The organism is Sulfurimonas aquatica (genome assembly GCF_017357825.1).
Lineage (GTDB): Bacteria > Campylobacterota > Campylobacteria > Campylobacterales > Sulfurimonadaceae > Sulfurimonas > Sulfurimonas aquatica.
This window is the reverse complement of sequence record NZ_CP046072.1, coordinates 880,416-902,942: the sequence shown is the minus strand read 5'-3', so window position 1 is coordinate 902,942 and position 22,527 is coordinate 880,416. Positions and strand designations below refer to the sequence as shown.

Sequence of the window (22,527 nt, the reverse complement as noted above, 5' to 3'; positions counted from 1 at the left end):
TATACTATTTCGTATCTATCTGTGCCATTGAAAGTTGTTGATTTATCTGTGTTCCTTTCATCGCCATAGCCGCTTCCATCATAATTTCAGCTGCATCATCACGAGATAGTTTCACTTCTCCTAGTTCAGAAACTTTACTGTTTAACACTTCAATAAGTTCATCTTTAAGAGTATCCATTTGATTTCGAAGTGTAGAGTTGTTTTCATTTTGTTGTTTTTGAACTTGTTCGCGTTTAGCGTTAAGTTCCTCTTCTAAATTTTCAAGAGAAGTTTGTAGTCGTTTTTCCTGCTTAAGCGCGCTCTCTCTAACATCTGAGAATTCATCGTGTTGCTTTGAAAGCATATTTTTAATTTTTCTAGATATACCATCTATTTCTGCATCTATTTTAGAGTTAAAGTCAAGCTGATTTTGCTCTAGTTTTTTACGCATTTCATCATGCATTAGCTTGATAGACTCTTCAATTTTATCAAATTTTTCTTTTAGTTCACGTGACTGAGAACCAAAAAGTATCTCTCTTATCTGGTCAACATTCCCTAATTGTGAAATGTCATTATCTGGTTTTGTGTTTGCTTCTTTACTCATATTTACCCTTTTAATAGCAGATTAAATTTCATCTGATTTTATATATTTGTAGTATACACTATACTTATAAATATTGAGTGGATTTTTTATAATATTTGCTATAATATACTTATAGTTTTATAAAATATGAGGTTTTAGTTTGTAATGTTTGATGAAATTCAAAGAGAAAAAATAGATGCTGAGAAGTTAGATTCACTCAAATCAATGATGGATAATATCGCACATCAGTGGAGACAACCACTCTCTCAAATCAACTCTTCAGTAAGTATGATAGATAAAATACTTTATGATAAAGGTATTAATGAACCATTGATTGAAGAGAAACTTTTAGAGATAGAAGCACTTACAAAATACATGTCAAATACCATAGATGATTTCAGAGGTTATTTTGCACAAAACACTCTTAAAACAAAAGCTAACCTCAATGAAACCCTACAAGATGCAATAGAGATGTTCAAGCCTGGTCTACAAGAGAAATCTATCACACTCAAGGCTAACTTAATGATAGATGCTCAACATGAATGTTATCATGGTGAATTAAAACAGATAATAATTGTACTATTAAACAATGCTAAAGATGCCCTACTTAACAGAAACACTTATAATGCAAAAATAGAGCTTGAACTTACTGAAAATGAAAGTGAATATCTCATTGCTATTTGTGATAATGCTGGTGGTATTACTAAAAGTGTTATGAGTAAGATTTTTGAGCCTTATTATACAACGAAGCATAAGTCGCAAGGGACCGGATTAGGACTCTATATGGCAAAAAAAATCCTAAATGAACGCCTAGATGGCTCCTTGAATGTTAAAAATCAAAATGATGGTAGTTGTTTTTATATAGCACTACCAAAAGAGTAGGAAGAATGGAAAAGAAAAAGTCAATGTATAAACTTCTATATGTAGAAGATGAAACTGAAGTAAGACGTAACTATGTAGAGTATTTAAAACGTTTTTTTGATACCATCTATGAGGCTAAAGATGCACAAGATGCACTTAGAATTTATAAAACAAAGCATCCTACAATTTTAATTATAGATATAAATCTACCGGGGATGAGCGGGATTGAATTTCTTCAAAAGATACGAGAGAGTGATCACACAACAAGAGCTATCATGTTAACTGCCAACTCTGATGTCGAAACACTTCTAAATGCGAGTGAGTTAAAGCTGACAAAATATCTTGTTAAACCTGTTTCTCGCTCGGACTTAAAAAGTGCCATAGAGTTGGCACAAGAAGAGATACATAACTTTTCGATTACTTCAAACACAATAATAAAAATGAAAGATTCATACTACTGGGACCAAGAAAACAAACAGTTGATGCATCAAGATGTAGTAGATACTTTAACAAGAAAAGAGATAGAACTTTTAAGTCTACTATTTTCAAATATAAACAAAATATTTAGCTCAGATGATATAATTTATGAGTTATGGTATGACTCAGATGAACCTAGAGGCGATGCTCTTAAAACTCTTATCAAAGGTTTAAGAAGGAAGCTTCCCGAGGGAACTATAAAAAATGTTTTTGGCGTTGGATATAAAATAGAGCTTTAACATTTATTAGCTCTAGATTCACTCAGTTTGTATAATTACTATTAAATATGCCCAATAGGAAAAATGTTGAAAATAAATAAAAGTTTAATAACTAACCTCATAGCAGTAGCACTAATCGCACTCTCATATCTTCTTTTGGAACTACACTCCGCCCTACTCTTTAGCGGTCTTTTTGCACTCTCTGGAGCCCTTACAAACCAACTTGCTGTTCATATGCTATTTGAAAAAGTTCCTTTTCTTTATGGCTCGGGCGTCATTCCCTCGCGTTTCGAGGCTTTCAAAGAGGCTATAAAAAACCTAATGATGAGTGAATTTTTTACACGAGAGCAGTTAGAGAGTTTTTTTGAAGATGAAGAGAAAAAAATAAACCTAGAGCCTATCATAGAAGAGACAGATTTCACACCTGCATTTGATGCACTAAGTAAAACGGTAATGGAGTCATCATTTGGTGGAATGCTCGGTATGTTTGGAGGAGAAGCAGCACTAGATAATCTTCGAGAGCCATTTTCACTAAAGATGAAAGCTGCAGTAATAAAGATAGTAAACTCGCAAGCATTTAACGCGACATTAGCTACTCATATGCAAAGTTCATCACTTAATGATGATATGTTAAAGTCGATTGAGAGTGTCATAGACACGAGACTAAACGAGCTAACGCCACAACTCGTAAAAGAGATTCTCCAAAAACTCATAAAAGAACATCTAGAGTGGCTAGTCGTTTGGGGTGGAGTTTTTGGTGGGCTAATTGGGCTTGTTAGTTCATTTTTCATATAGCCCTATAATAGGTAGCACAAAGAGATTACTTATTTAATTTTACAACATATTTTTACAACAAATCACTCTAAATATGCTAAATATTGACAAAAACTGCAAAATATTCACTTATGTAAAAAGAATTCTTTTTACATAATCATAAAATACACAAAAGATAGATGAAATGATAGGCAATGGTACTAAAGAGACTAAGACGAATGCTGGTGATGGTATGTACTGTTATAACTCAATAAACTAACTTATTTTACATAATTTATTGACTGGTATCTCTGAGTTTATCATTCCTAAGCAATATAGTGCTCGAGCAATGATTGTTCTATGCTTTCCATTTCTAACATGAATCCTACCATCTATTTCAACAACTGCCCATTCCCTATCAGTCTCATTACCTTGACCTAGTTCAGATTTATTTTCTATAGAAGCATTAAAATAAGCTAAACTAAACGGATTTTTTCCATCTCTTTTTCCACTACAATTGTATTCAGATGAAAAGTTGTGACCTTGGGGTAAAATGTCATTTAATGCTTGCATCCAAGTTTTTTCCCCGACACCAACAATAGACCTCACTTTCATTATATTAAAAGTACCGTCAGCATAAATATAATTATGTGAACTACTTGGAACATCTTCTAATTTACATGACATTAATTTATGGTTTTCTAATTTCTCCAAATGCTCCTCAATTAGTTGCTTACAAGAAGTATATTCTTCAATCTTTTTCTTTATTAACAAAGTTATAGCCTTTTCATTGTATATTACACTAGTTTTCATTTATCTAATAAATTGATATATTGAGAAGATTTAGTTTAGTTATAATATTTAAACATATATCATTATAAAAGGTTATTATTACATGGATATAAAAAAGATTAATTATAAAATTGAACAGTTTTCAATACAACGAGATTGGAATAAATACCACTCACCAAAAAATATTGTAATGGCTCTAACTGGAGAAGTAGGTGAACTAAACGAAATATTTCAATGGTTAACTGAAGAACAATCTAATAATTTACCTTCAGGTACAAAACAACATGCTAAAGAAGAGGTAGCAGATATTGCCATTTACTTATTGAAACTATGCACTAAGCTAGATATAGACTTAGAAGAAGCAATTATCGAAAAGATGAAAAAGAATGAAGAGAAATACCCTATTGATAAGGTGAAAGGCTCATTTAAAAAGTATACGGATATTTAATGTCATTTGAGTGCATAACTAGAGACTTTATATTTGACCACACTGCTTCTTATAATATTCTTGATAAAGCACCTACGTATTATAATTTTCCTACAGTGTATATAATTTATAGTGAAAAAGATAAACAAGCTTACATTGGTGAAACAACTAATATAATTAATCGGCTCAAGCAACATTTAGCTCATCCAGAAAAAAAGAAACTAAAAAATATCAAGATTATATTTAGCCATTACTTTAATAAATCATCTGTACTAGACATAGAGTCCAACCTTATTCAGAACATGCTTGGAGATGGTCACTATAAACTTCTTAACGGAAATGATGGAATAGTAAATCATCAGTATTATCAAAAAGAGAAATACGAAAATACATTTAAAGATATATGGAAAAACCTTCAGTTCGAGAACCTTGTAAAACATGACCTTCTAGATATTCAAAACTCTGATTTATTTAAATATTCTCCATATAAAAGTCTCTCTGATGACCAGTTTACATCTCTAAAGAGTTATTTATACACTTTACTCTCACCTGAAATTACAAATACAACATTCATACAAGGTAGTGCTGGTACTGGAAAAACAATACTAGCTGTTTATCTAATCAAGCTTTTATTGAGTGAAGTCGATGAAGATGAAGAAAGTGACTTAGAAGTTAATTCTCTTATTGAATTAGCCCAAAGAGTAAAAGTAAAAATCGGGAAGAAGGTGTTAAATATAGCTTTAGTTGTTCCTATGACACCACTTAGAAAGACTCTCAAGAAAGTTTTTAAAAGTATACATGGACTAACACCTAGTATGGTTATTGGACCCAATGAAGTTAAGAAGGCTCATTATGATTTACTTGTTGTTGATGAGTCACACCGATTAAAAAGAAGAAAGAACATCACTGGGTACGGAGAGTTTGATAAAACAAATAAGCATTTTAATCTTGATAAGTATGAAGGTACAGAATTAGACTGGATAATGTTATCAAGTGATAATCAATTGTTCTTCTATGATGCTAAGCAATCCATTAAACCTTCGGATATAGAGAAAAAGAAATTTGATGCTATAAAACAGCAAGCAAATGTACTTGTATTAAAATCTCAGTTGAGAGTTGAAGGTGGTGGTGACTATATAGAATTTGTTGATAAACTACTTACAAACAATACATCAGAGTTAGTAAAGTGGGATGCACCTCACTATGAACTTAAGTTATTTTCATCTATGAAATTTATGCTAGACTCCTTGCAAGAAAAAGAGAAAGAGCATGGTCTTACTAGGATAATATCTGGTTATTCGTGGAAGTGGGTTTCAAAAGAAAGTACTCAACCAGATGTAACTATTGACGGCATAGACCTTTATTGGAATAGAAAACTAGAAGATTGGATTAATTCTGTTAATGACATTACAGAAATGGGTTGTATACATACAACACAAGGATATGACTTAAACTATTCAGGAATTATATTTGGTAGTGAGATTACATACAATGAAACTACTAAGCAAATAGAAGTTATTAAAGAGAATTACCACGATAGAAATGGTAAAGCTAGTATCAATGAGAGTCAACTTCACGACTACATTATCAATATATATAAAACTATAATGTATAGAGCTATTAAGGGAACATATGTATATTGCTACGATAAAAAGCTTGAAGCATACTTTAGAAGGTATATAAACATATGAAATTACTATTAATATTCCTATCACTTGTAGCATTACTACTAGCTAGGTATAATTTAATTGAAAAATTAAAAGAGGATTAGTCATGCCAAGAATTACAATAAAAGAAATTACATATATTTATGAACTTGCCAAAAGTGTATACTTTAATCAAACTAGTAAAAAAAATGCATTAATTGAAGCGGAAAAACTTGGTATGAATAGAGGTTCTGCATCAGATATAATTTATAACTTTAAATGTATGTATGAAGGTCGTCATTATGCCAGAACAAATAATGCCGAAACTTTGGAATATTTTTTTGAAAACTTTTTAAAGGACTTTGGTGAAAGCATACTTAAAAATGCACTCCAATCTGTAATGTTAAATATCGAGTACTATGAAAAAAAATCTCCAACCAATATGCATAAGAGTAGACAAATAGTTCATAAGTACACCAATATGCTAAATCGTCAGGCAACTATTATTTACCCAGATGATATAGATGAAACTGAAATTCACTACGAAGGTGCAAAAAAAGAAACTACAGTAAATCGTTATGAAAGAGACTCCAGTGCAAGAGAAAAATGTATTGAATACTATGGCTTAAAATGCCAAGTATGCTTGTTTAACTTTGAAGATACATATGGTGCTATTGGAACAGGTTTTATACATGTCCATCATATAAGACCTATTTCTGAGATTGGAAAAGAATACAGATTAAACCCAATAAAGGACCTTCGACCAGTATGCCCAAATTGTCATGCAATGCTTCATAAAGAAAATCCACCTATTAATATTGATAAATTAAAAGAAATTATATATAAATGAAAATCATCACAATGTAAGAACTATTTTTTACATATTAATACCTTTTAGTTTTGAAGATTATAGTATACTGATTAATTATTTGATTTGTTATTTGCATGCCCAAGAACTTTCTCGACATAATATGTTTAAATTATTTTGAGCACCTTGATGACCTTTTTCTGCTGCTTTAATATATAAGTTATAAGCTGTAATTTTATTTTTTTGAACTCCTAAACCTTCATCATACAAGTAACCTAGATTCATCTGAGCCTGAGTATAATTTTTCTCTGCTGCTAGCCTATACCACTCAGCTGCTTCCTTATAACTTTTCGCGACTACTTTGCCCTCTGAATACAGTACTCCAATATTAAATTGAGAAGATGCATCTCCTAACATAGCAGCTTGCTTCCATAAATCTAGTGCTTTCAGCATGTCCTGCTTGATTAATCTGCCCTCATAATAAGCTACTCCTAAATTATATATTGCGAAGGAATAATTTTTATTTGCTGAGAGAGTGTACCATTTTATTGCCTTTTTATAATTTTTTGGTATTCCCATGCCACCTTCATAATAATAAGCTAGTTTGAACTCTCCGCGAGGGTCTTGCTGTTTGGCAGATTGCTCAAACCATTTAAAAGCATTTTGATAATCTGGTGTTCCTAGTAAACCTTTCTCATACATAAGCCCTAACTCGTATTGTGCATTAGAACTACCATCTTCAGCTGCAATCTTATATAGAGTAAAAGCTTTTGATACATCACCAACTTTTAAAGCTTCAGCAGCTTTTTTTATTGGATTGTCAAAACAACCAGTAAGAAATAAAAGACATAAAGAAAAAACTAAAAATTTCATTATTAATACCTGTATCCATTAAATTTTCTAAATTATACATAATATATTTTAAAAGCACCACTTTTTTTATCATTCCAGTAAATAATGCATAATCTTAGAAGATACTGGTGATTCAAAGCTTGATACTTCTTTAGTTCTTGATTTGAGAGTTTCATTTTATATTGTTTGTTGAAGTATAGATAGTCTCTTGCAATCACACCGCTAAGCTCTTCTTTTACTCTAGCTCTTTTATCTTTAAAGAGAACATCGAACTTGCATTCACCATATTGACCACCACTCGCTTCTTCAAAATCAAATCTAAAGTTCTTTCTATATGCATTTAACTCACCTACTACAGGGAACAAGTGCTAAAAAATATACTAAGCTATAGAGAGATGCTCCTCTTAATATTTCTTTTCAATTGTTTTTAATATATCTAAAGTGCTGTTTGTTAAATTCTCATTGAGTGTTTTTATGTTATACCCTTTTTGTTTCATATCATCCATTACCATTATAATATCATTGCCTTCATGAAACTCTCGCTCAAAGGCTTTATTTAATATATCAAAAACAATGTCGACTTTATTAGCCATTAAAGCTTCATACCATGATAATGTACAGATAAATATTCCATCATCAAACTTTGCTGTGCCTTTAAAGCGAACCTTCATATAATCAATCATACTTGAGAGACTCAACATAATATCAGGAACTACAATAATTCCGTACTGCACTTCTTTATCTACATAATTCAGTGTATTCTCAATTTGCTTGAAAGCTTTTACTAAGTGTTTTTCTAACACATCATCAATATGAATTTTATCTATATCAATTATAGCATCTCGTTTAAAGTTCATTTTTTTAACTTCTATAGCTAATGCCTTATTATTATCATATGCTACAACTTCACATCTTAATTCATTAGCATTTGGTACAATATCGTCGGCTCTAATTATATTTTTTGCTTCAAATACATCTCCTGCCAAATCTAAAACATATTTTTCTAAGATATTGCCAAAATTATCAAGAAACTTCTTTGATGACTTTTTACTAATATTGTGAAAATGTTCCAATAATAAAAAATACAAGTTATTAGATAGAGTATCAAGGAGTTGTTCAAAGACGGGGACTATATATAAATCTTCCTCTAGCTCTATAATTGGATATCTAATAAGATACTTGAACTTACCAAAGCTGTTTTCATATATTTTCTCTTGTTTTGCCTCTGCTTTATACTGAACTGATGTTCTTGAAAAATAAGCTAAAAATTTTATTATTTTATCTTTACTTAGGCTTTCTATTTCAGGATGGATAAGAGCATCTTTTTTTAAATAAATCTTCTTTTTCTTTTGATATACAACTGAAAGAGCTAATAATATTACATAAATATCTTTAATTGATATACCTATAGCAGATACAACTTGGCTATCATAGTTTTTATATAGGACATGCATTCTAGCAAGCATATTTGATTGATTGTACAGAAGCCTGTTTTGCCATACCGCCATTAATGATATGCCACCAACCCCAAATAGTTTAATTAAACTTTTTGGACCATCACTTAGATTAATTTCTGTGCTAGTAAGCCAATCACATTGTCCAGGTACTGGAAGTTCAAAATCATTGTTATTATCTTTCGCCACCCTAATCGCCATGTCTGCATTAACAGTTAGGAACTCTGGCTTATATTTAAGTCTACTATTTTGGTCATAAATTTCATAGTTATACATTTTTATATTTATCTGTCGTATACAAGTCAACCATTGTCTAACAGAATATTTACGAAGTAGTTTTGAATATGTATTTTTTCTTATTCTATTATACTTTTGAAGTTTTTTGTATGGTATTCTTTTCATTAATCAATATTTACCTATACAATCAATATCATAAGACTTCCATAGTCCACGATTAAGTCGCTTAGCCTCTCTAGATAATTTGTGGTATTTACTTTTTAGTTTACTTGGCATATAGCTCTCATAAGGCATTGCATAACCATCTCTAACCATCAACTCGTTAAATATACCTATGGGAGTGTATACAACACATAGAGAACGATTATACCTATCTTTACCAATCACTTCATACTTATATGACTTACCAACCTCAACAAGTGTTTGAGCATGTTCTGTTGATTGCTTGCCTATTCTAACCATAGTATCTAATGTAAAGTTTTTACATTGCTTTGTATCTAGCTTAGCTTTCTTGTTTCTCTTACTTTCAGGAGTGTCAATATAAAGTAGTCTGCATTTATCATTTGTGAAGTTAAGAGTATCACCATCAACTACTTTTTTTAGTACCCCTATATCTGCATTCAGACTGACTGAGATTAGAATAGGTAGTAATAATTTCACTTAGTTTACTTTCCTTATAAAATTCCAAAACTTTCCTATTTCAGTATCTAAAAACCTTTCATCTTGATATAGGTTTCTTCTTCTAGAATATTTATGTATTGCTAAACTAACTTCAGTTGCTATCATTCTTTTATTAATACTAATATCATATTTCGTCTCAACATAATGAACTATACCTCGTTGTAAATCTATACCTTCTTCAAAGTTTTCAAATGTATCACTAATCAATTCGTTATCTATTAGTATTGTATAAAAAAGTTTTGCTGGAATGGAGGATTCAAAGTCGTGTTTAAATTGAAATATATTTTCTTCTTTTATTAATCCTCCATTAATTATTTTGTTTACTTTGTCATTATGTGGTTTTCCATCCATATCAGATTGTAAATAAACTTCGTAACCATCTTCTTGATATTCTTGCACTAAAAATTCTATCTTGTCGTATCTTATTCTACCTTCTCCTTCATAATTCACTACCTTGATGTCAGAAAAATTATCTACAAAAATATTTTCACTATAGCCTTCAACTAATATCAAACTCTTTTTACTTCTAAACATTCCTACATGCTTCATTTCTTTATGAGCTTTGTTTAAATAATCTAATGGCTCTTTAGTAAAACCATACAGTGCAGGTGCAAACTCTCCCCATACACTTAAATAATCTTCATTTATCAAAGTACCAATACCTATTTCTGCACTTTGTACATATTGAGATAAGTAATAAGCTGTATCTAAATAAGCTTGCTTTTGTTCAATCTCTAAATCTTCGATACTATCAAAAGTGTTATTTATATAATTAGTAATAAAATCTTTTGCAACTCCACATTTAATTTCAGCTTTTTTATCAGGGTTAACATTATGTGGTTCCGTGTATTTACAATAGTCTGATTTACCGCATTTATGACATTCCATATAGTAAATCCATTCGTCTACCATCAGTTCAATAATTGATTCTTTACTGTGAATCCCATTTAATTCAATTCTATCACTGTTAGCATATCTATATAGATATAGACCATCTAATATCATTTCATTATCCCTTGGTTACTTGGTACTCTTTTTGAGCCTTTATCTTCTCTAGCCTTGTAACTATCTCATGTATTTAGATGTTAAAGTTCAGCCATATTGAAACTACCTGCAACGCCACAGTTAATTGAATATGCTAATAAATAATAAGTTCCTGTATTTAATGTAAATGTATCTGAAGTGGTGATGTAGTTTAAATTTTCATCATATAAACTTGAAGCTGTTTGTGTTCTACTCATTGCAAAAGATGTAGTTTGTGATATGGTAAGTTTGTATAGTTGTGTAGTACCTGCAGTGATTGAATAAAGGTTATTATAAATTACAGCTGGAACCTGAAAAGTAGATTCAGTTGTATATAATGCACCAATTGAATTTGGTGATGTACTACTCCTTGAAGTAAATACAGCAGTATATGTTCCTGGAGTGAGGTCTACGACTTTATTACTTAGAGCAAGGCTATTAGCATTACTATCATATATCCTAGCACTAATGCAACCTGTACCACCTGATAAAACTTTACCATTTGATTTCATTTCAAAACCTTTAGTATTCCCAGCTACTATCAGATAGTCTGAAGTATTTGTACCAGTAGTAGAATCTCCACCACCACAAGCAGTAAGTAATAAACTGACCATTAGTAAGGCTATTAATAATAACTTTGTCATAATCTTCCTTCTATATCTTGTCATAATCTTTAATTACTTGATATTCAATATCCAAATTTGTTGCTTTTAGTACTTTGATTCTCAAGCCTTTAAAACCAATCATTGCCTTACCATTTTCATTAAGTTCATACTGTATATTTTGTGTAAACGAATCTCGTATCATAAAATTACGAACTGTAGGTGAGTAATAGTATTCACGAAATGTTATGTTCAGCTTGTTTTCAATTTTACCTTGATACAAGACATCATATTTCCATGAACTTGGTAGTATACTACTAGGTTTAGCTGGAACAGTTGTATATCTCACTTCCTTATCAAGTTTTCCATCACTAAATAAATCATTATTTCCATGAGTAAATACACCATCACAATTTTTATCATATAGATGGGTACGACCATTCTCTCTAATCATTACACATTGATTATCTATTTTTTTCATATAAAATGTATATCTATCACTATCATATGTATATTTACTTTTGTCTATGTTATCTAAGAATTTCACCTCATTTTCATGCTTATAAACAGCATAAATACTTTCAAACATATTCTGTCCAATCTCAGCTTTTGATATAGTTTTCAATGAAGGTATATGCACTAATGTAGGTTTTGGTCCTGAGTTACACCCAGACAACATTAATCCTGATGCTATTACTACAGGTATTATAAAATTTAGTTTCTTGTATATCATGTTTGTCCATTGTAAGTTAATTTTATATAACAGTATTACATATTTACTTACAAATAGCTTTTTTAATATAAAAGGTTAATATTAATTTTGAGCTACAATGTATGGAAGTAAAGTCCATAAAGGAGCAGTAAAACTTAAACTCACAAAAACTTTATTTCTTAAAGTAGCAAATCCCTATATTTAGGGTTTTATCCTTTTTTACCCTCTTAAGAATAACACATAGAATACTAATTATTGAAATTTAAACCTTAAAGTGGCTTTTATAGGGATTTAGTGGTTAACATAATGCAAGTTCTCTTGACTTTTATTTTAGAAGCTTAAAGAGGCTATTAAGAGTTTAATATTTTCAATTTCTGTTGCTTAAATTCTTCATCCGTTAGTAATCCTTTTTTTCTTAATACATCTAATTTTTCAATTTCTTCTGCAATATTTATTCTTATTGAATTATTCGATTCCTCATTTCTATTTGTAGAAGCCCATATAAAACAAGCTACCCATACTAAAAGTGTAAATCCTAATAAAAAATTCAGCACTCCTATAAGAAAAAGGCTTGGATGCTCTCTTTTCAGCTATTACTGTTGGCATCATATAAATCCATGTAGCAACAAATGCAAGAGGAATAATAAGAAAAGAAGCCATATTCTGATTACTAAAATAAAAAATTGTAGTCACAACCAACGAAATTAAGAATATAACTAATTCGACCTTACTAATTTTCAACACAAAAGAACCTTTTCTAAGTTATTTACATTTTATTACTAATTTATTCTTACATAAACAATCTAAATTATGATGTTTCCATGAAACACGTTTATTTTTTCATTGATTTTATTTTTGTATATGCTTCACTAAGAATTGCTTTTAACTCTTTGACTTGACTTAATTCTAGATATATAGATTTACCACTATATCTACCTGCTTGAACTGCAACTAAGTTTCCACTACTGGAATTGAAATTTGTTATCTCAAGTTCACCATTTGTTTTATATATTGCTTCATAATTCTTAAGTTTTGTGGGATTTTTTGTAATAGACTCAATATATTTCAATCCTTTTATTAGTGAACTAATCTCTTCATAATCAACATAAGAGGAGCCTGTCGAATTATACTTTTCATTATTGTCTATTTCTATCCTTAGCATTTCCTGCTATTAATAACATTGGTACTACTAATGCTAATATTAAGAATCTGTTTTTCATTTATATTTCCTCTTTAGTTGTTTGTTCTTTTTGACAATATCTACATATAGTTGCTTCTTTTCTAATAAGTTCAGCACAATAAGGACACTTTTTCATACCTTCTGATAATGACTGCTCATCTATTGATTTTTGGTCTTTAGATATAAGTAGTGAATGGGGGAGTGCTATTATAAAAATCATTGCTCCATAAAACCACCATAGTAAAAAAGAACGACCTTTAGATTGAGCTATCATTGCTGGTATTACTCCTAATATCATTCCATAAAAAATTATTTCCATTACCTGCTATACTCCTTTCCACCTGTTGATATGCTATATAGTGAGCTACTATAAGGTAATTTCATAAGTACAGAACTTTTACTTATTACTGCGGACATCATCATACCTCTACATAATATATTTAAACTGCCAGTTTCTCTTACACACATTGCATCTGCACTATCTATAAAATTAGTCTTGTTTAATTTCCATATTACCAATGTTTTGCCCTTTGGTATTGCTCCCATTGGTTGAATAACAAACAAAGTAATCTGAGATAGAAATACTATTGAAAGAATAAATATAGATATTATTGTAATTAATTTTTTACTCATTATCGCTACTTAATACTTTTGATATTTTCATGGTTTATCCTTTATTTTAAACTATTAGCAGAAATAACATTATTACTTCAATTAACATATATTATCTTTTTAAAACAAATCATAAACTTAAAATAATGTAATTAGTTCTTTTAAGTATTATAATTTTATTTAATATTATATTTAGTTACATAATACGATATTAAAATGACCATATATATTCTCTATCTGCTTCTTGTATACCTTATTATTGCATACATGCACTCGCCTCTTAACAACTTGACTGTATCGTTTAAACTTCTATTCTCTTTAGTGGGTTCTTTCATGTATCCATTTAGTACACATTCAAATACTTCTATCTGAGTGTTACTAGCGGACCTAAAATGGACAGGTATCTTTTGGACTATGTGAGATAAATCCAAAAACAGGACTTAACAATAATCTTGGATGCCTATTTTAGGTCTGCCGGTGACAATATCATCTGCAATGCTCTAACTTAACTCTAGCATTATTTAATAGTCCTAATATTATTGTATTGTTTTGCCTATGTATTTAATTGTGTATAAGATGGCTAATTTAAAATCCTTTAAATCCACTATAGTCTCCATATCCTGCAAAGCGTGTCTTTCTTCTTGGACTAACAATAATTTGACGAGCGTGTCTCTCTGTAGTAAATACAGCATACCTCAATGCATCCATAAGATGGTCATTGAACTTAACTGGTTCTTCTAAGCTATTGCCATCCTTATCTTCTTTCCAGCTATAGTTATCAAATTCTTTTATTAGATTAGTACTTTGTTTAGATACATGTAGACTTTTAGACTTAACAGCATCAATACCAGCTCTTACATTCTTCTTTGCTGCTATTGCATTAAACCCAGCATTTTTAAGCGTCTCTATACGGTCAGGTTCAGCACTATCACAATAAATAGAATCACGGGTTGATATACCTTCTTGTTTCATATACTGTATTAACTCATCAGTTGTAGTCTTTGTTCTGTAGTAACACTCATATAGATAAAGGTTATTATTGTCTTCTCGTATCTCAATGAGAGCCATCGGAGCATTAAATCCAAAATCTAAACCATACTTACGTAATTGATAATCTTCTGGCAATATATCAATTGTCTTATACTCTTCAAATATACGTCCTTTCAGGGTACCCCATTTACCTAAGGCATAGATTTTATGAAAGTTATCATCTTGATTTATTAAATTTTCAAGTGTCTGTTTGTAGTGCTCATCAATAAACTTGTTGTCTTTATATGTAGTATGGATAATATGAACATTATCATCTTTTTTATCAAAGAATCTCTTTTTAAGCCATGATCTAGATGAAGTAGGATTGAATGAAAGTAAAATCTGCAGATGATGTTTAGTATTACCTCTAAGACGAAGATCAAGTTGCATAAAATCTTCTACTGTAACTTCTGTGGCTTCTTCAATCCATATGCCTGTAACACCTGCTATTGACTTCAGCTTCTCCACGTCATCTAGGCCGACAAACATTATCTTATTACCATTGAGACAAGTGATTGTCATATCAGTAAGATTGGTTTTAAAAAGATCTGATAGTCCCCATTCTAAAATTAAATCTAAAAAGAGTTGAAAGACTGAACGTTTCAGAGATGTTGCATATTTTCTTGCTATTAAAAATCTATGCCCTTCTAAAGTTAAGATCATAATCAAAATATATTGTGTAATTCCATAGCTTTTACCTGAGCCTGCACCACCATAACTAATGATGTATCTAGATGCCAAAATATGAAGCATATCATATGCTTTTTTATTCATAAAATCACTAGCACTAGATAAATCTATATCATATTCCATCTGGCAACTTCACTTTTATAGATATATCATTCGTATTGGCTTCTATGGAAATACCTTGAGTAAAACCATTGAGCTTTAAGGCAATTTCAATGGCACGAAGTTTCTCACTTGAAGTACCACTGTTTATGATTACCATCAACTCTTCAACAGCTTTAATACCAAGTGTTTTAAAGTGGTTGGTGAAATACTCTTTTTCCAACTCTTCAATCCTCTTAAGTATCTTCTGGTCATTCATAAGTTGATATGATTTTTTAAGTGCGAAAGTATTAGAGTATCCTGCACCTAGAGCAGACTTTGTAAGATTTCTTGTAAGCATAAATTCTTCACAGAACTTTTGTTGTTTTTCAGTTACTTGCTTTGACATGTTACCTACCCTATACCTATATTTTTCATCATCTTCATTACTGTGTGACTATGTTGATTATCAAATTAACATCTTTCTCTAAAATACTGTTTTACTTAAATCTCATGTACACTTTTTCATCCTCCTCCAATCGCCATCTAAACATACTTTGTAGGTGTTTAATATAGAATACTTTTTACATACACTTAATATAATAGTTTTTCTTCTATATACAAATCTGCTTTTTTAATAGCTATATCAATCACATTTGATATTTCACCAGACAAGTTATTCCAGTATTGAGCTAAAAATCTACATTCAATACGAGTAACAGCATAATCAAGACCATTACACTGTTGCTTATCATAGGCAAGTACTTTAATGTATCTTCTTTTTTTATTCTGATAAAATATTGTTGTTGTTTTAAATAACTCAGGCTTACGTTTACGACATAATTTTCTATGCTGTCTACTATTAGTATAATCTTCCCATTTTTGGCCAGCTATGTTTACACTTCTATCTAAACGCATTAACCTTACAGGCTCATTCCATAATTTAATAAATTCTTTTAACGTTGAATTTAATAATACTGCATTATCACTACGAGAATATATATCTTTTGTAAGGCCATCAAGACCATGAAATTCTATTTGTAGGAACTTAGAATTTCCATATTTAATTAATATAATTTTTATACCACTAGATGTTTCTAAAATAGCTATAAAAGAAGCACTTTTAGGTATATCTCGCCCAAAGGTTTTTTTCCATAGTTCTTTATGCTTTTTTATTGGCCGGACAGGGATTGATTTTAAAATTTCAAGTTTCCATTTCATATGTGATGCTAGCCTTTCAGCAATTAGTAACGATCCTTCATTTTCATGTTGAAGTTGAAAAATAATACTATCAGTTTGTATTCTCATAATTTTTCCTTTATGCTTAAAAATAGACATCGAGAATGTGTCTATTTTTTTTGATTATTCATAATGAATAAAAACCATTGTTGTATTGACTTGTATGAGTTAATAGAGTAGAATTTCAGTAACTACACAGAAATATTCTCTTCTTAATCTCATTTAATAAGGATTATTTTTACATTTTACATCTCCTATATTTTTTTAGAAAGATTGTTTAATATCTACTTTAGAGTTCAAGTCTAATATAAACTAACTTACTGTTAAAAAACGAGCGATTTCATCTATAGAAAACATTATTTGTCCTAGCACTTTTTTAGATGTAATTAGTCCATTTTTTCTCAAACGGTCAATAGTTGCTTCACTTGTACCTAACTCTTTTGCTGTTTCTTTTTTTGTGAGCAGCATCTTATTGTAATTGTCTCTTAGCATGGCTAAAAACTCTTCATAAGTCATAGTAATTCCTTATATTTTAATTTATACATTTGACTAAACTAAAAGGATGTGCTATCCAATGCTAAAGTTAGTAAAGCTATGTTGTAATATGCTGAAATTTTACTAGAATTGAATTCGTTTGAATAGACATTCTATTCTTAAATATTAGGACAGAATGTAATGTTATGGAGGGTAAAAGAATTGTATTTAGTTTAAAGAACCTACTTTTATATATTGTTCTAAAATAGACATAATATGCCTATCTATTTTATTTTTACTAAATCCCGCTTCTTTTAGTTTATTCTTAATACGACTTTTAAATTTATTATCATATTCTGTTTCATTTTTAAAATTCATATCAATAATATCGATAGCGGACTCATAGTCCAAAATAGAATCAGGAAGTAATGTTTTAAGATGATTAAGTGATGCTATAAATGAATCTTTTTCTGCTGTTTTATTTTTGGATTTAATCATCAAAGTTTTAGCACTATAATGTTCATCAAATATTCCTATCATGTAATACAATACTAGAGCTTGAAAGTTACTTTGTGCATGTTTGGCAATGTCTGTACTTAGATTTATATACTTAATAAACTTAGGCATTGGCATTTCAAGCACATATTTTGCAAAACAAAGATTATTATATTCAAACATACCACTAAATCCTCCTTCTTGTTCAGCTATTCTCTTAAATGCGCCTTCGACTTCTTCATCAGTCATATCTCCAACTTTAGCAGTTTTAATAACAACTACTTCTTTATCAATATCTGATATTTTTTTTTCCAAATTTTTTATTTTTAGTTTTATATCTTGTTCATTATCTAATAAGCTTAAATCTTTTTCCATTACATAATCAAAAACTTCATTAATATACCCCTGAGCATCAATACCAAGATATATTTTAAGTATATCATCATGTTTATCTGTTATTCGGTATTCATATTCTTTCGTTTGATTTATAATAGTGCCTGTGTTATATTTAAAGCCCATAATCAATTACCTCCATATCATCATCAATATTTAGATATTTCATCGTGGTATTAATCTCGGTATGATTTAGAAACTTTTTTGCATGAACTATTCCAAATTTTTTATAAACATTTGTTGCACTTGTTCGCCTCATAGTATAAACAGTCACTCTATAAGCATGATCATAAGTTCCTATATTTTGATTAAAGTATTTATCAAATATTTTTCTTAGTAGTTCTGCATAACCTGAGTATCTTGTTGAACTATTTTTAATAGACTTTCGTTCTTTGTCAGTTGTAGATCTCTTATATAGCTGCATTGGGAAAAAAATGAAGTTATCATGTACTAAGTTATGTTTTAGTATCCACTCATGAAGTAAATCTAATAACTCTTTACTTACTCTAGCATCGTAGGGTTTTCCTTGCTTCATGGCTCTAATATGTATCGCTCCTTTATCAAAGTTAATATGCTTTACTTGTATGTCCATAACGGCTGACGGTCTAGCTCCTGTATGGTAACAAGCTTTTAAAAACAATAATAATCTAGGTTTTAGTTGAAACTCATCTAAGTTCCATAGTTTTTCAAGTTCTTCATCTGATAAAACCCGTCCTGCTTCATTGGCATCCACTTTAATGATTTCTTTTATAACAACAGGGTTTTTATCAACATAGTTTTCTTTTACTGCCCAATTAAACAAGGCTCTTAAGTTAGCAATTTGTTTTTTTACCGTTCTTGGATTGAGTGGTGTTCCATGTCTTGATTTTTTCTCTTTAAGTACATCACTGAGATTTTTTATATCAGTAGTTTTAATCTTAGTTATTTTTATCTTTCCCAATATAGGATTAATATGACTGTAATACCCTGCACTAATCATTTTAATTGTTTTAGCTGTTTTAGTAGGAAAATAAAGTTTCGAAATATCTTCAAGCGTTAAATTTTTATTCATTACTTTTTGGTGTAGGAGTGAAGCATCTTTTTGTATTTCGTTTCTATCTCTTGTTAATTCTGTTCTTTTATCATTTAAAATTTGTAAAGCATCTTCTTTGCTTGTAGCATCACATCTATTTTTTTTAACTTTATTATCAAGGTCACGATATGAAATATAAAAAGCTATAGTTTTTTTATCTTTATCACTGTCTTTGAAATACTCATAAATTCCACTATATTTCTTAGCTCTTATCTTTCTAAAACCCATTTTTCAAACCTTTATTTTAGAATAACTTATATTTTCTAACTTTGTATAATTAACTACACACCCACTTTCTTCTCTTTCTCCAATATAAGCAAAAATAAACTCTTTTTTGATTGTTGAAGTCATTACACATCTATCTGTTTCTTGATGAATATTTTTATAAGCAAAGAATTGAGTTATTTTTATATCAAGTGTCCAACTTTGTCCAATATCATTTATATCTCCTTTTGCTTCGAGTATAGATGTAGCTCTGTAAATTGTTACTGTCTCTAGTAAAGACTCTAGTAATTCGATATCTTTAATACTCATATATTCTCTAAGTGATTTAGTTATATGTGGCATAGATTCACCAATTAATTTGTTACTCATTATATATCTATCTAAAATTTTTTCGTGTGGATATTCTTGTCTCAAACTCATGCTAAAACCTATTTTTTACAACAAATAAAATGTTGTAATATTATTTATCCCTTGTAAATACCTACTATAAGTATTTTTTACAACAAAGTTTTACAACAAATAGGATGATAATAGCATAATACTGCAAAAGACTGTAAATACTGGTAGAATAATGAAAGACTTATAAATGCCTTATTTAGGTAGCTATAGAAGATTGTAAAAGATTGTAAATGTAGGGGGTTTAGTCTTTGGTGGACTTATTGGATTAGTGAGCTCCCTATTTATCCAATAGGGATATAGGTATTATTGTTCTTTATAAACAATACCTTTAATTCTACTTTTTTGTGATTTAATATATGCATCAAGTTCCTCTGCGGAATTAAATACCTCAGCAATAACTCTTCTGTTTTTGTCTGCTCCATCTTTAGTACTGTTGTCATATAAAGGTGTGGTTTCACCAAAACCCATAGCTCTTACATGTGATTTGCCTACACCTAAAGCCTCTAGTTCACTCATTACTTTTACAGCTCTTTTTGTAGAGAGGTCGTAGTTATACTTAGCATTAGCTATAGAGTTAGTATGACCTTCAATAACTGCATAAACATCTGTTTCTTTCATAAATTTAGCAAAATTATGAACCTCTTTCTTCTCAGTATCATTACTATATATAGTAGAAGCATTTTTAAACTCTACATTTAACTCTTCAACCATAATACAATTTTTAGCATTTGCCCCAACTGTAAAAAGAGACATCGCCATACACGAAGATATAAATATTTTTTTCATTTTCATTCCTTGATAAATTTAATAGAACTATACCATTGATTAATGAGTAAAGAGTGATTTTTATATTAAAAAAAATTATATATATTCACTCACTAATAACTCATTTGTTGTGGTTACAATTCCCAAAATAAAAAAGGATTCAAATGTATAAATATATAAAAACATCTGTAGTTGCATCTTCTATCGCTCTAGCGATCTCAGGTTGTTCTACTATGACAGACGTTCAAAAAGATCAAGAGATACAAAGGTTAACACAAGAGTTAAATGTAGCAAACGAGAAAGCAGGAAAACTTGATAGTACTACAAATCAGTTAAATAGCACTACAAGTCAGCTCAATAATGCTAATAGTAAAATAAAAGACTTAGAGTCAAGAGAGCCTATGGAAGCTAGCATGACTGAAGCTCAAACGCATTCAACAGAGATACAAGATGCAAATGCAGTTTCAAATGCACTTATCCCACCAAATGCAAAAACTGGAGAGTGTTATGCACGTGTTCTTGTTCCAGCTGTATACGAAGAGAGTTTAGTTGAGAGATTACAAGAAGAAGCTAAAACAGAGATAGAAATTATTCCTGCTACTTATAAAGTAGTAGAAAAAACTGTAATGATAAGAGAGCCTAGTACTAAGCTCATATCAGTACCTGCTACATATAAAAATGAAACAGAAAAAGTAATGGTTGCAGAGGAAAAAAGAGAGCTTAAAGTTATTCCTGCTACATACAAAACACAAACAGAAAAAGTAATGGTTGCAGAGGAAAAAAGAGAGCTTAAAGCTATTCCTGCTACATATAAAACTGTAACTTCAGAAGTACTTATTAGTGAAGAGAAAACAGAGCTAGTAGTTATTCCAGCAACTTATGGGACTTCAACACAAGAAGTAATGGTAGCAGAAGAAAAAACAGAACTAGTTACTATTCCAGCTACTTATAAAACAGTAACAGAAGAGGTTCTTGTTGCAAATGCATATTCAACATGGAAGAGAGGTCATGGTGCAATAGAAAAGATGGATGATTCAACAGGTGAGATTATGTGTCTTGTTGAAGTACCTGCAAAATATAAAACTGTTACGACAAAAGTTGTAGATGTAGCAGCACATACTAAAAAAATAATTACACCGGCTGTATATAAAACAATTAGTACAAAAGATGTTACAACTACTCCGAGTACAAAAACAGTTGTAACTCCTGCTATTTATAAAACAGTAACTAAGCAAGTTATTGATACTCCTGCAACGACAAAAGAAGTTATAACTCCTGCTGTTTACAAAACAATCACTAGACAAGTAGTTGATACTCCTGCTTCTACAAAAGAAGTTATAACTCCAGCTGTTTACAAAACAATCACTAGACAAGTAATTGCTACTCCAGCAACTACAAAAGAAGTTGAAATCCCATGTATTAGTAAAATCGTTAAAACAAGAGTTGTTGACACACCAGCTCAAGAAAGAACAAAAGAGATTCCAGCTGTTTACAGTTCATATAAAAAAGTTTCAAAAACTTCAGATTCATACCTAAGATGGCAAGAAATTTTATGTGAAACAAACACAAATCCTGCTGTAATTTCTAAAGTTCAAACTGCACTAAAAGAAAAAGGGTATGCTATTACAAGCATTGATGGTATTTACGGACCTGAAACTACTAAAGCTATAAAAGCTTACCAAAAAGATAATCAGTTATCTCAAGGTGCTTTAACACTTAAAACTTTAGAGTCTTTAGGACTTTAAGGTTAATAAACATATTCTCTATATAG

At 30.2% G+C, this 22,527-nt stretch carries 28 protein-coding genes; 7 read left to right on the top strand and 21 right to left on the bottom strand.

Translation table 11 applies throughout. The features are described from left to right. Positions 1 to 4 precede the first annotated feature (4 nt). Positions 5 to 583 (bottom strand): hypothetical protein, encoded by a 579-nt coding sequence (locus tag GJV85_RS04400; protein ID WP_207562656.1) that lies wholly within the window; start codon positions 581 to 583, stop codon positions 5 to 7. 144 nt (positions 584 to 727) lie between these two features. Between GJV85_RS04400 and GJV85_RS04395 the strand changes: the two genes are divergently transcribed. The 3 genes from GJV85_RS04395 (at position 728) to GJV85_RS04385 (ending at position 2,913) form a co-directional block, all read left to right on the top strand. Beyond that, on the top strand, positions 728 to 1,444 hold the full coding sequence (locus tag GJV85_RS04395) for a sensor histidine kinase (RefSeq protein ID WP_207562655.1): 717 nt from the start codon (positions 728 to 730) through the stop codon (positions 1,442 to 1,444). Positions 1,445 to 1,449: 5 nt separating this feature from the next. Beyond that, on the top strand, positions 1,450 to 2,139 hold the full coding sequence (locus GJV85_RS04390) for a response regulator transcription factor (RefSeq protein WP_207562654.1): 690 nt from the start codon (positions 1,450 to 1,452) through the stop codon (positions 2,137 to 2,139). A gap of 66 nt (positions 2,140 to 2,205) precedes the next feature. Continuing rightward, positions 2,206 to 2,913 carry a DUF445 domain-containing protein gene (locus GJV85_RS04385; protein WP_207562653.1) on the top strand — a complete coding sequence of 236 codons (708 nt, stop codon included), beginning with the start codon at positions 2,206 to 2,208 and terminating at the stop codon, positions 2,911 to 2,913. Between the two features lie 234 nt (positions 2,914 to 3,147). Here GJV85_RS04385 and GJV85_RS04380 read toward each other — a convergent pair whose 3' ends face one another. Beyond that, positions 3,148 to 3,645 carry a hypothetical protein gene (locus tag GJV85_RS04380; protein ID WP_207562652.1) on the bottom strand — a complete coding sequence of 166 codons (498 nt, stop codon included), beginning with the start codon at positions 3,643 to 3,645 and terminating at the stop codon, positions 3,148 to 3,150. Between the two features lie 121 nt (positions 3,646 to 3,766). Between GJV85_RS04380 and GJV85_RS04375 the strand changes: the two genes are divergently transcribed. The 3 genes from GJV85_RS04375 to GJV85_RS04365 all read left to right on the top strand — a co-directional run bounded on the left by GJV85_RS04375 (position 3,767) and on the right by GJV85_RS04365 (position 6,586). Then, on the top strand, positions 3,767 to 4,111 hold the full coding sequence (locus GJV85_RS04375) for a nucleotide pyrophosphohydrolase (protein ID WP_207562651.1): 345 nt from the start codon (positions 3,767 to 3,769) through the stop codon (positions 4,109 to 4,111). After that, complete coding sequence (locus tag GJV85_RS04370; RefSeq protein WP_207562650.1) at positions 4,111 to 5,781, top strand: DUF2075 domain-containing protein; 1,671 nt, start codon at positions 4,111 to 4,113, stop codon at positions 5,779 to 5,781. The genes GJV85_RS04375 and GJV85_RS04370 overlap by 1 nt, the downstream gene beginning before the upstream one ends. Before the next feature lie 82 nt (positions 5,782 to 5,863). After that, the gene (locus GJV85_RS04365) at positions 5,864 to 6,586 is read left to right on the top strand and encodes an HNH endonuclease (RefSeq protein WP_207562649.1); all 723 of its coding nucleotides are present in this window, start codon (positions 5,864 to 5,866) and stop codon (positions 6,584 to 6,586) included. Between the two features lie 87 nt (positions 6,587 to 6,673). Here GJV85_RS04365 and GJV85_RS04360 read toward each other — a convergent pair whose 3' ends face one another. The 19 genes from GJV85_RS04360 to GJV85_RS04270 form a co-directional block, all read right to left on the bottom strand. Beyond that, entirely contained in the window at positions 6,674 to 7,417 is a 744-nt protein-coding gene (locus GJV85_RS04360) for a tetratricopeptide repeat protein (RefSeq protein WP_207562648.1), read from the bottom strand. Between the two features lie 32 nt (positions 7,418 to 7,449). Then, positions 7,450 to 7,761 (bottom strand): endonuclease, encoded by a 312-nt coding sequence (locus GJV85_RS04355; protein WP_207562647.1) that lies wholly within the window; start codon positions 7,759 to 7,761, stop codon positions 7,450 to 7,452. Between the two features lie 39 nt (positions 7,762 to 7,800). Then, entirely contained in the window at positions 7,801 to 9,252 is a 1,452-nt protein-coding gene (locus GJV85_RS04350) for a hypothetical protein (protein ID WP_207562646.1), read from the bottom strand. A 3-nt stretch (positions 9,253 to 9,255) separates the two neighbouring features. Next, on the bottom strand, positions 9,256 to 9,747 hold the full coding sequence (locus GJV85_RS04345; protein WP_207562645.1) for a thermonuclease family protein: 492 nt from the start codon (positions 9,745 to 9,747) through the stop codon (positions 9,256 to 9,258). Beyond that, positions 9,748 to 10,773 carry a hypothetical protein gene (locus GJV85_RS04340; RefSeq protein ID WP_207562644.1) on the bottom strand — a complete coding sequence of 342 codons (1,026 nt, stop codon included), beginning with the start codon at positions 10,771 to 10,773 and terminating at the stop codon, positions 9,748 to 9,750. An 80-nt stretch (positions 10,774 to 10,853) separates the two neighbouring features. Continuing rightward, positions 10,854 to 11,435 carry a hypothetical protein gene (locus GJV85_RS04335; protein ID WP_207562643.1) on the bottom strand — a complete coding sequence of 194 codons (582 nt, stop codon included), beginning with the start codon at positions 11,433 to 11,435 and terminating at the stop codon, positions 10,854 to 10,856. 10 nt (positions 11,436 to 11,445) lie between these two features. Then, positions 11,446 to 12,126, bottom strand: a complete 681-nt coding sequence (locus GJV85_RS04330) for a hypothetical protein (RefSeq protein WP_207562642.1) — start codon at positions 12,124 to 12,126, stop codon at positions 11,446 to 11,448. Positions 12,127 to 12,455: 329 nt separating this feature from the next. Then, a complete protein-coding gene (locus GJV85_RS13840) occupies positions 12,456 to 12,695 on the bottom strand; it encodes a superinfection immunity protein (protein WP_430739171.1) in 240 nt (79 codons plus the stop codon). Positions 12,696 to 12,937: 242 nt separating this feature from the next. Next, a complete protein-coding gene (locus GJV85_RS04320) occupies positions 12,938 to 13,267 on the bottom strand; it encodes a hypothetical protein (protein WP_207562640.1) in 330 nt (109 codons plus the stop codon). 58 nt (positions 13,268 to 13,325) lie between these two features. Next, positions 13,326 to 13,604, bottom strand: a complete 279-nt coding sequence (locus tag GJV85_RS04315; protein ID WP_207562639.1) for a zinc ribbon domain-containing protein — start codon at positions 13,602 to 13,604, stop codon at positions 13,326 to 13,328. Then, complete coding sequence (locus GJV85_RS04310) at positions 13,604 to 13,918, bottom strand: hypothetical protein (protein ID WP_207562638.1); 315 nt, start codon at positions 13,916 to 13,918, stop codon at positions 13,604 to 13,606. The genes GJV85_RS04315 and GJV85_RS04310 overlap by 1 nt, the downstream gene beginning before the upstream one ends. Positions 13,919 to 14,482: 564 nt before the next feature. Next, positions 14,483 to 15,739, bottom strand: a complete 1,257-nt coding sequence (locus GJV85_RS04305) for a PBSX family phage terminase large subunit (protein WP_207562637.1) — start codon at positions 15,737 to 15,739, stop codon at positions 14,483 to 14,485. Beyond that, a complete protein-coding gene (locus tag GJV85_RS04300; RefSeq protein ID WP_207562636.1) occupies positions 15,729 to 16,103 on the bottom strand; it encodes a terminase small subunit in 375 nt (124 codons plus the stop codon). Before GJV85_RS04300 ends, GJV85_RS04305 begins: the two co-directional genes overlap by 11 nt. A gap of 185 nt (positions 16,104 to 16,288) precedes the next feature. Continuing rightward, the gene (locus tag GJV85_RS04295; protein ID WP_207562635.1) at positions 16,289 to 17,002 is read right to left on the bottom strand and encodes a hypothetical protein; all 714 of its coding nucleotides are present in this window, start codon (positions 17,000 to 17,002) and stop codon (positions 16,289 to 16,291) included. 243 nt (positions 17,003 to 17,245) lie between these two features. Then, positions 17,246 to 17,449, bottom strand: a complete 204-nt coding sequence (locus GJV85_RS04290) for a helix-turn-helix domain-containing protein (protein WP_207562634.1) — start codon at positions 17,447 to 17,449, stop codon at positions 17,246 to 17,248. A 186-nt stretch (positions 17,450 to 17,635) separates the two neighbouring features. Continuing rightward, entirely contained in the window at positions 17,636 to 18,427 is a 792-nt protein-coding gene (locus tag GJV85_RS04285; RefSeq protein ID WP_207562633.1) for a hypothetical protein, read from the bottom strand. Continuing rightward, a complete protein-coding gene (locus GJV85_RS04280; protein WP_207562632.1) occupies positions 18,411 to 19,595 on the bottom strand; it encodes a tyrosine-type recombinase/integrase in 1,185 nt (394 codons plus the stop codon). The genes GJV85_RS04285 and GJV85_RS04280 overlap by 17 nt, the downstream gene beginning before the upstream one ends. Positions 19,596 to 19,598: 3 nt before the next feature. Continuing rightward, a complete protein-coding gene (locus GJV85_RS04275; RefSeq protein ID WP_207562631.1) occupies positions 19,599 to 20,012 on the bottom strand; it encodes a hypothetical protein in 414 nt (137 codons plus the stop codon). Between the two features lie 282 nt (positions 20,013 to 20,294). Continuing rightward, positions 20,295 to 20,777 (bottom strand): OmpA family protein, encoded by a 483-nt coding sequence (locus tag GJV85_RS04270; RefSeq protein WP_207562630.1) that lies wholly within the window; start codon positions 20,775 to 20,777, stop codon positions 20,295 to 20,297. Between the two features lie 143 nt (positions 20,778 to 20,920). Here GJV85_RS04270 and GJV85_RS04265 point away from each other — a divergent pair, with 143 nt between their 5' ends. Next, entirely contained in the window at positions 20,921 to 22,501 is a 1,581-nt protein-coding gene (locus tag GJV85_RS04265) for a peptidoglycan-binding domain-containing protein (protein ID WP_207562629.1), read from the top strand. The last annotated feature ends 26 nt before the right edge of the window (positions 22,502 to 22,527 follow it).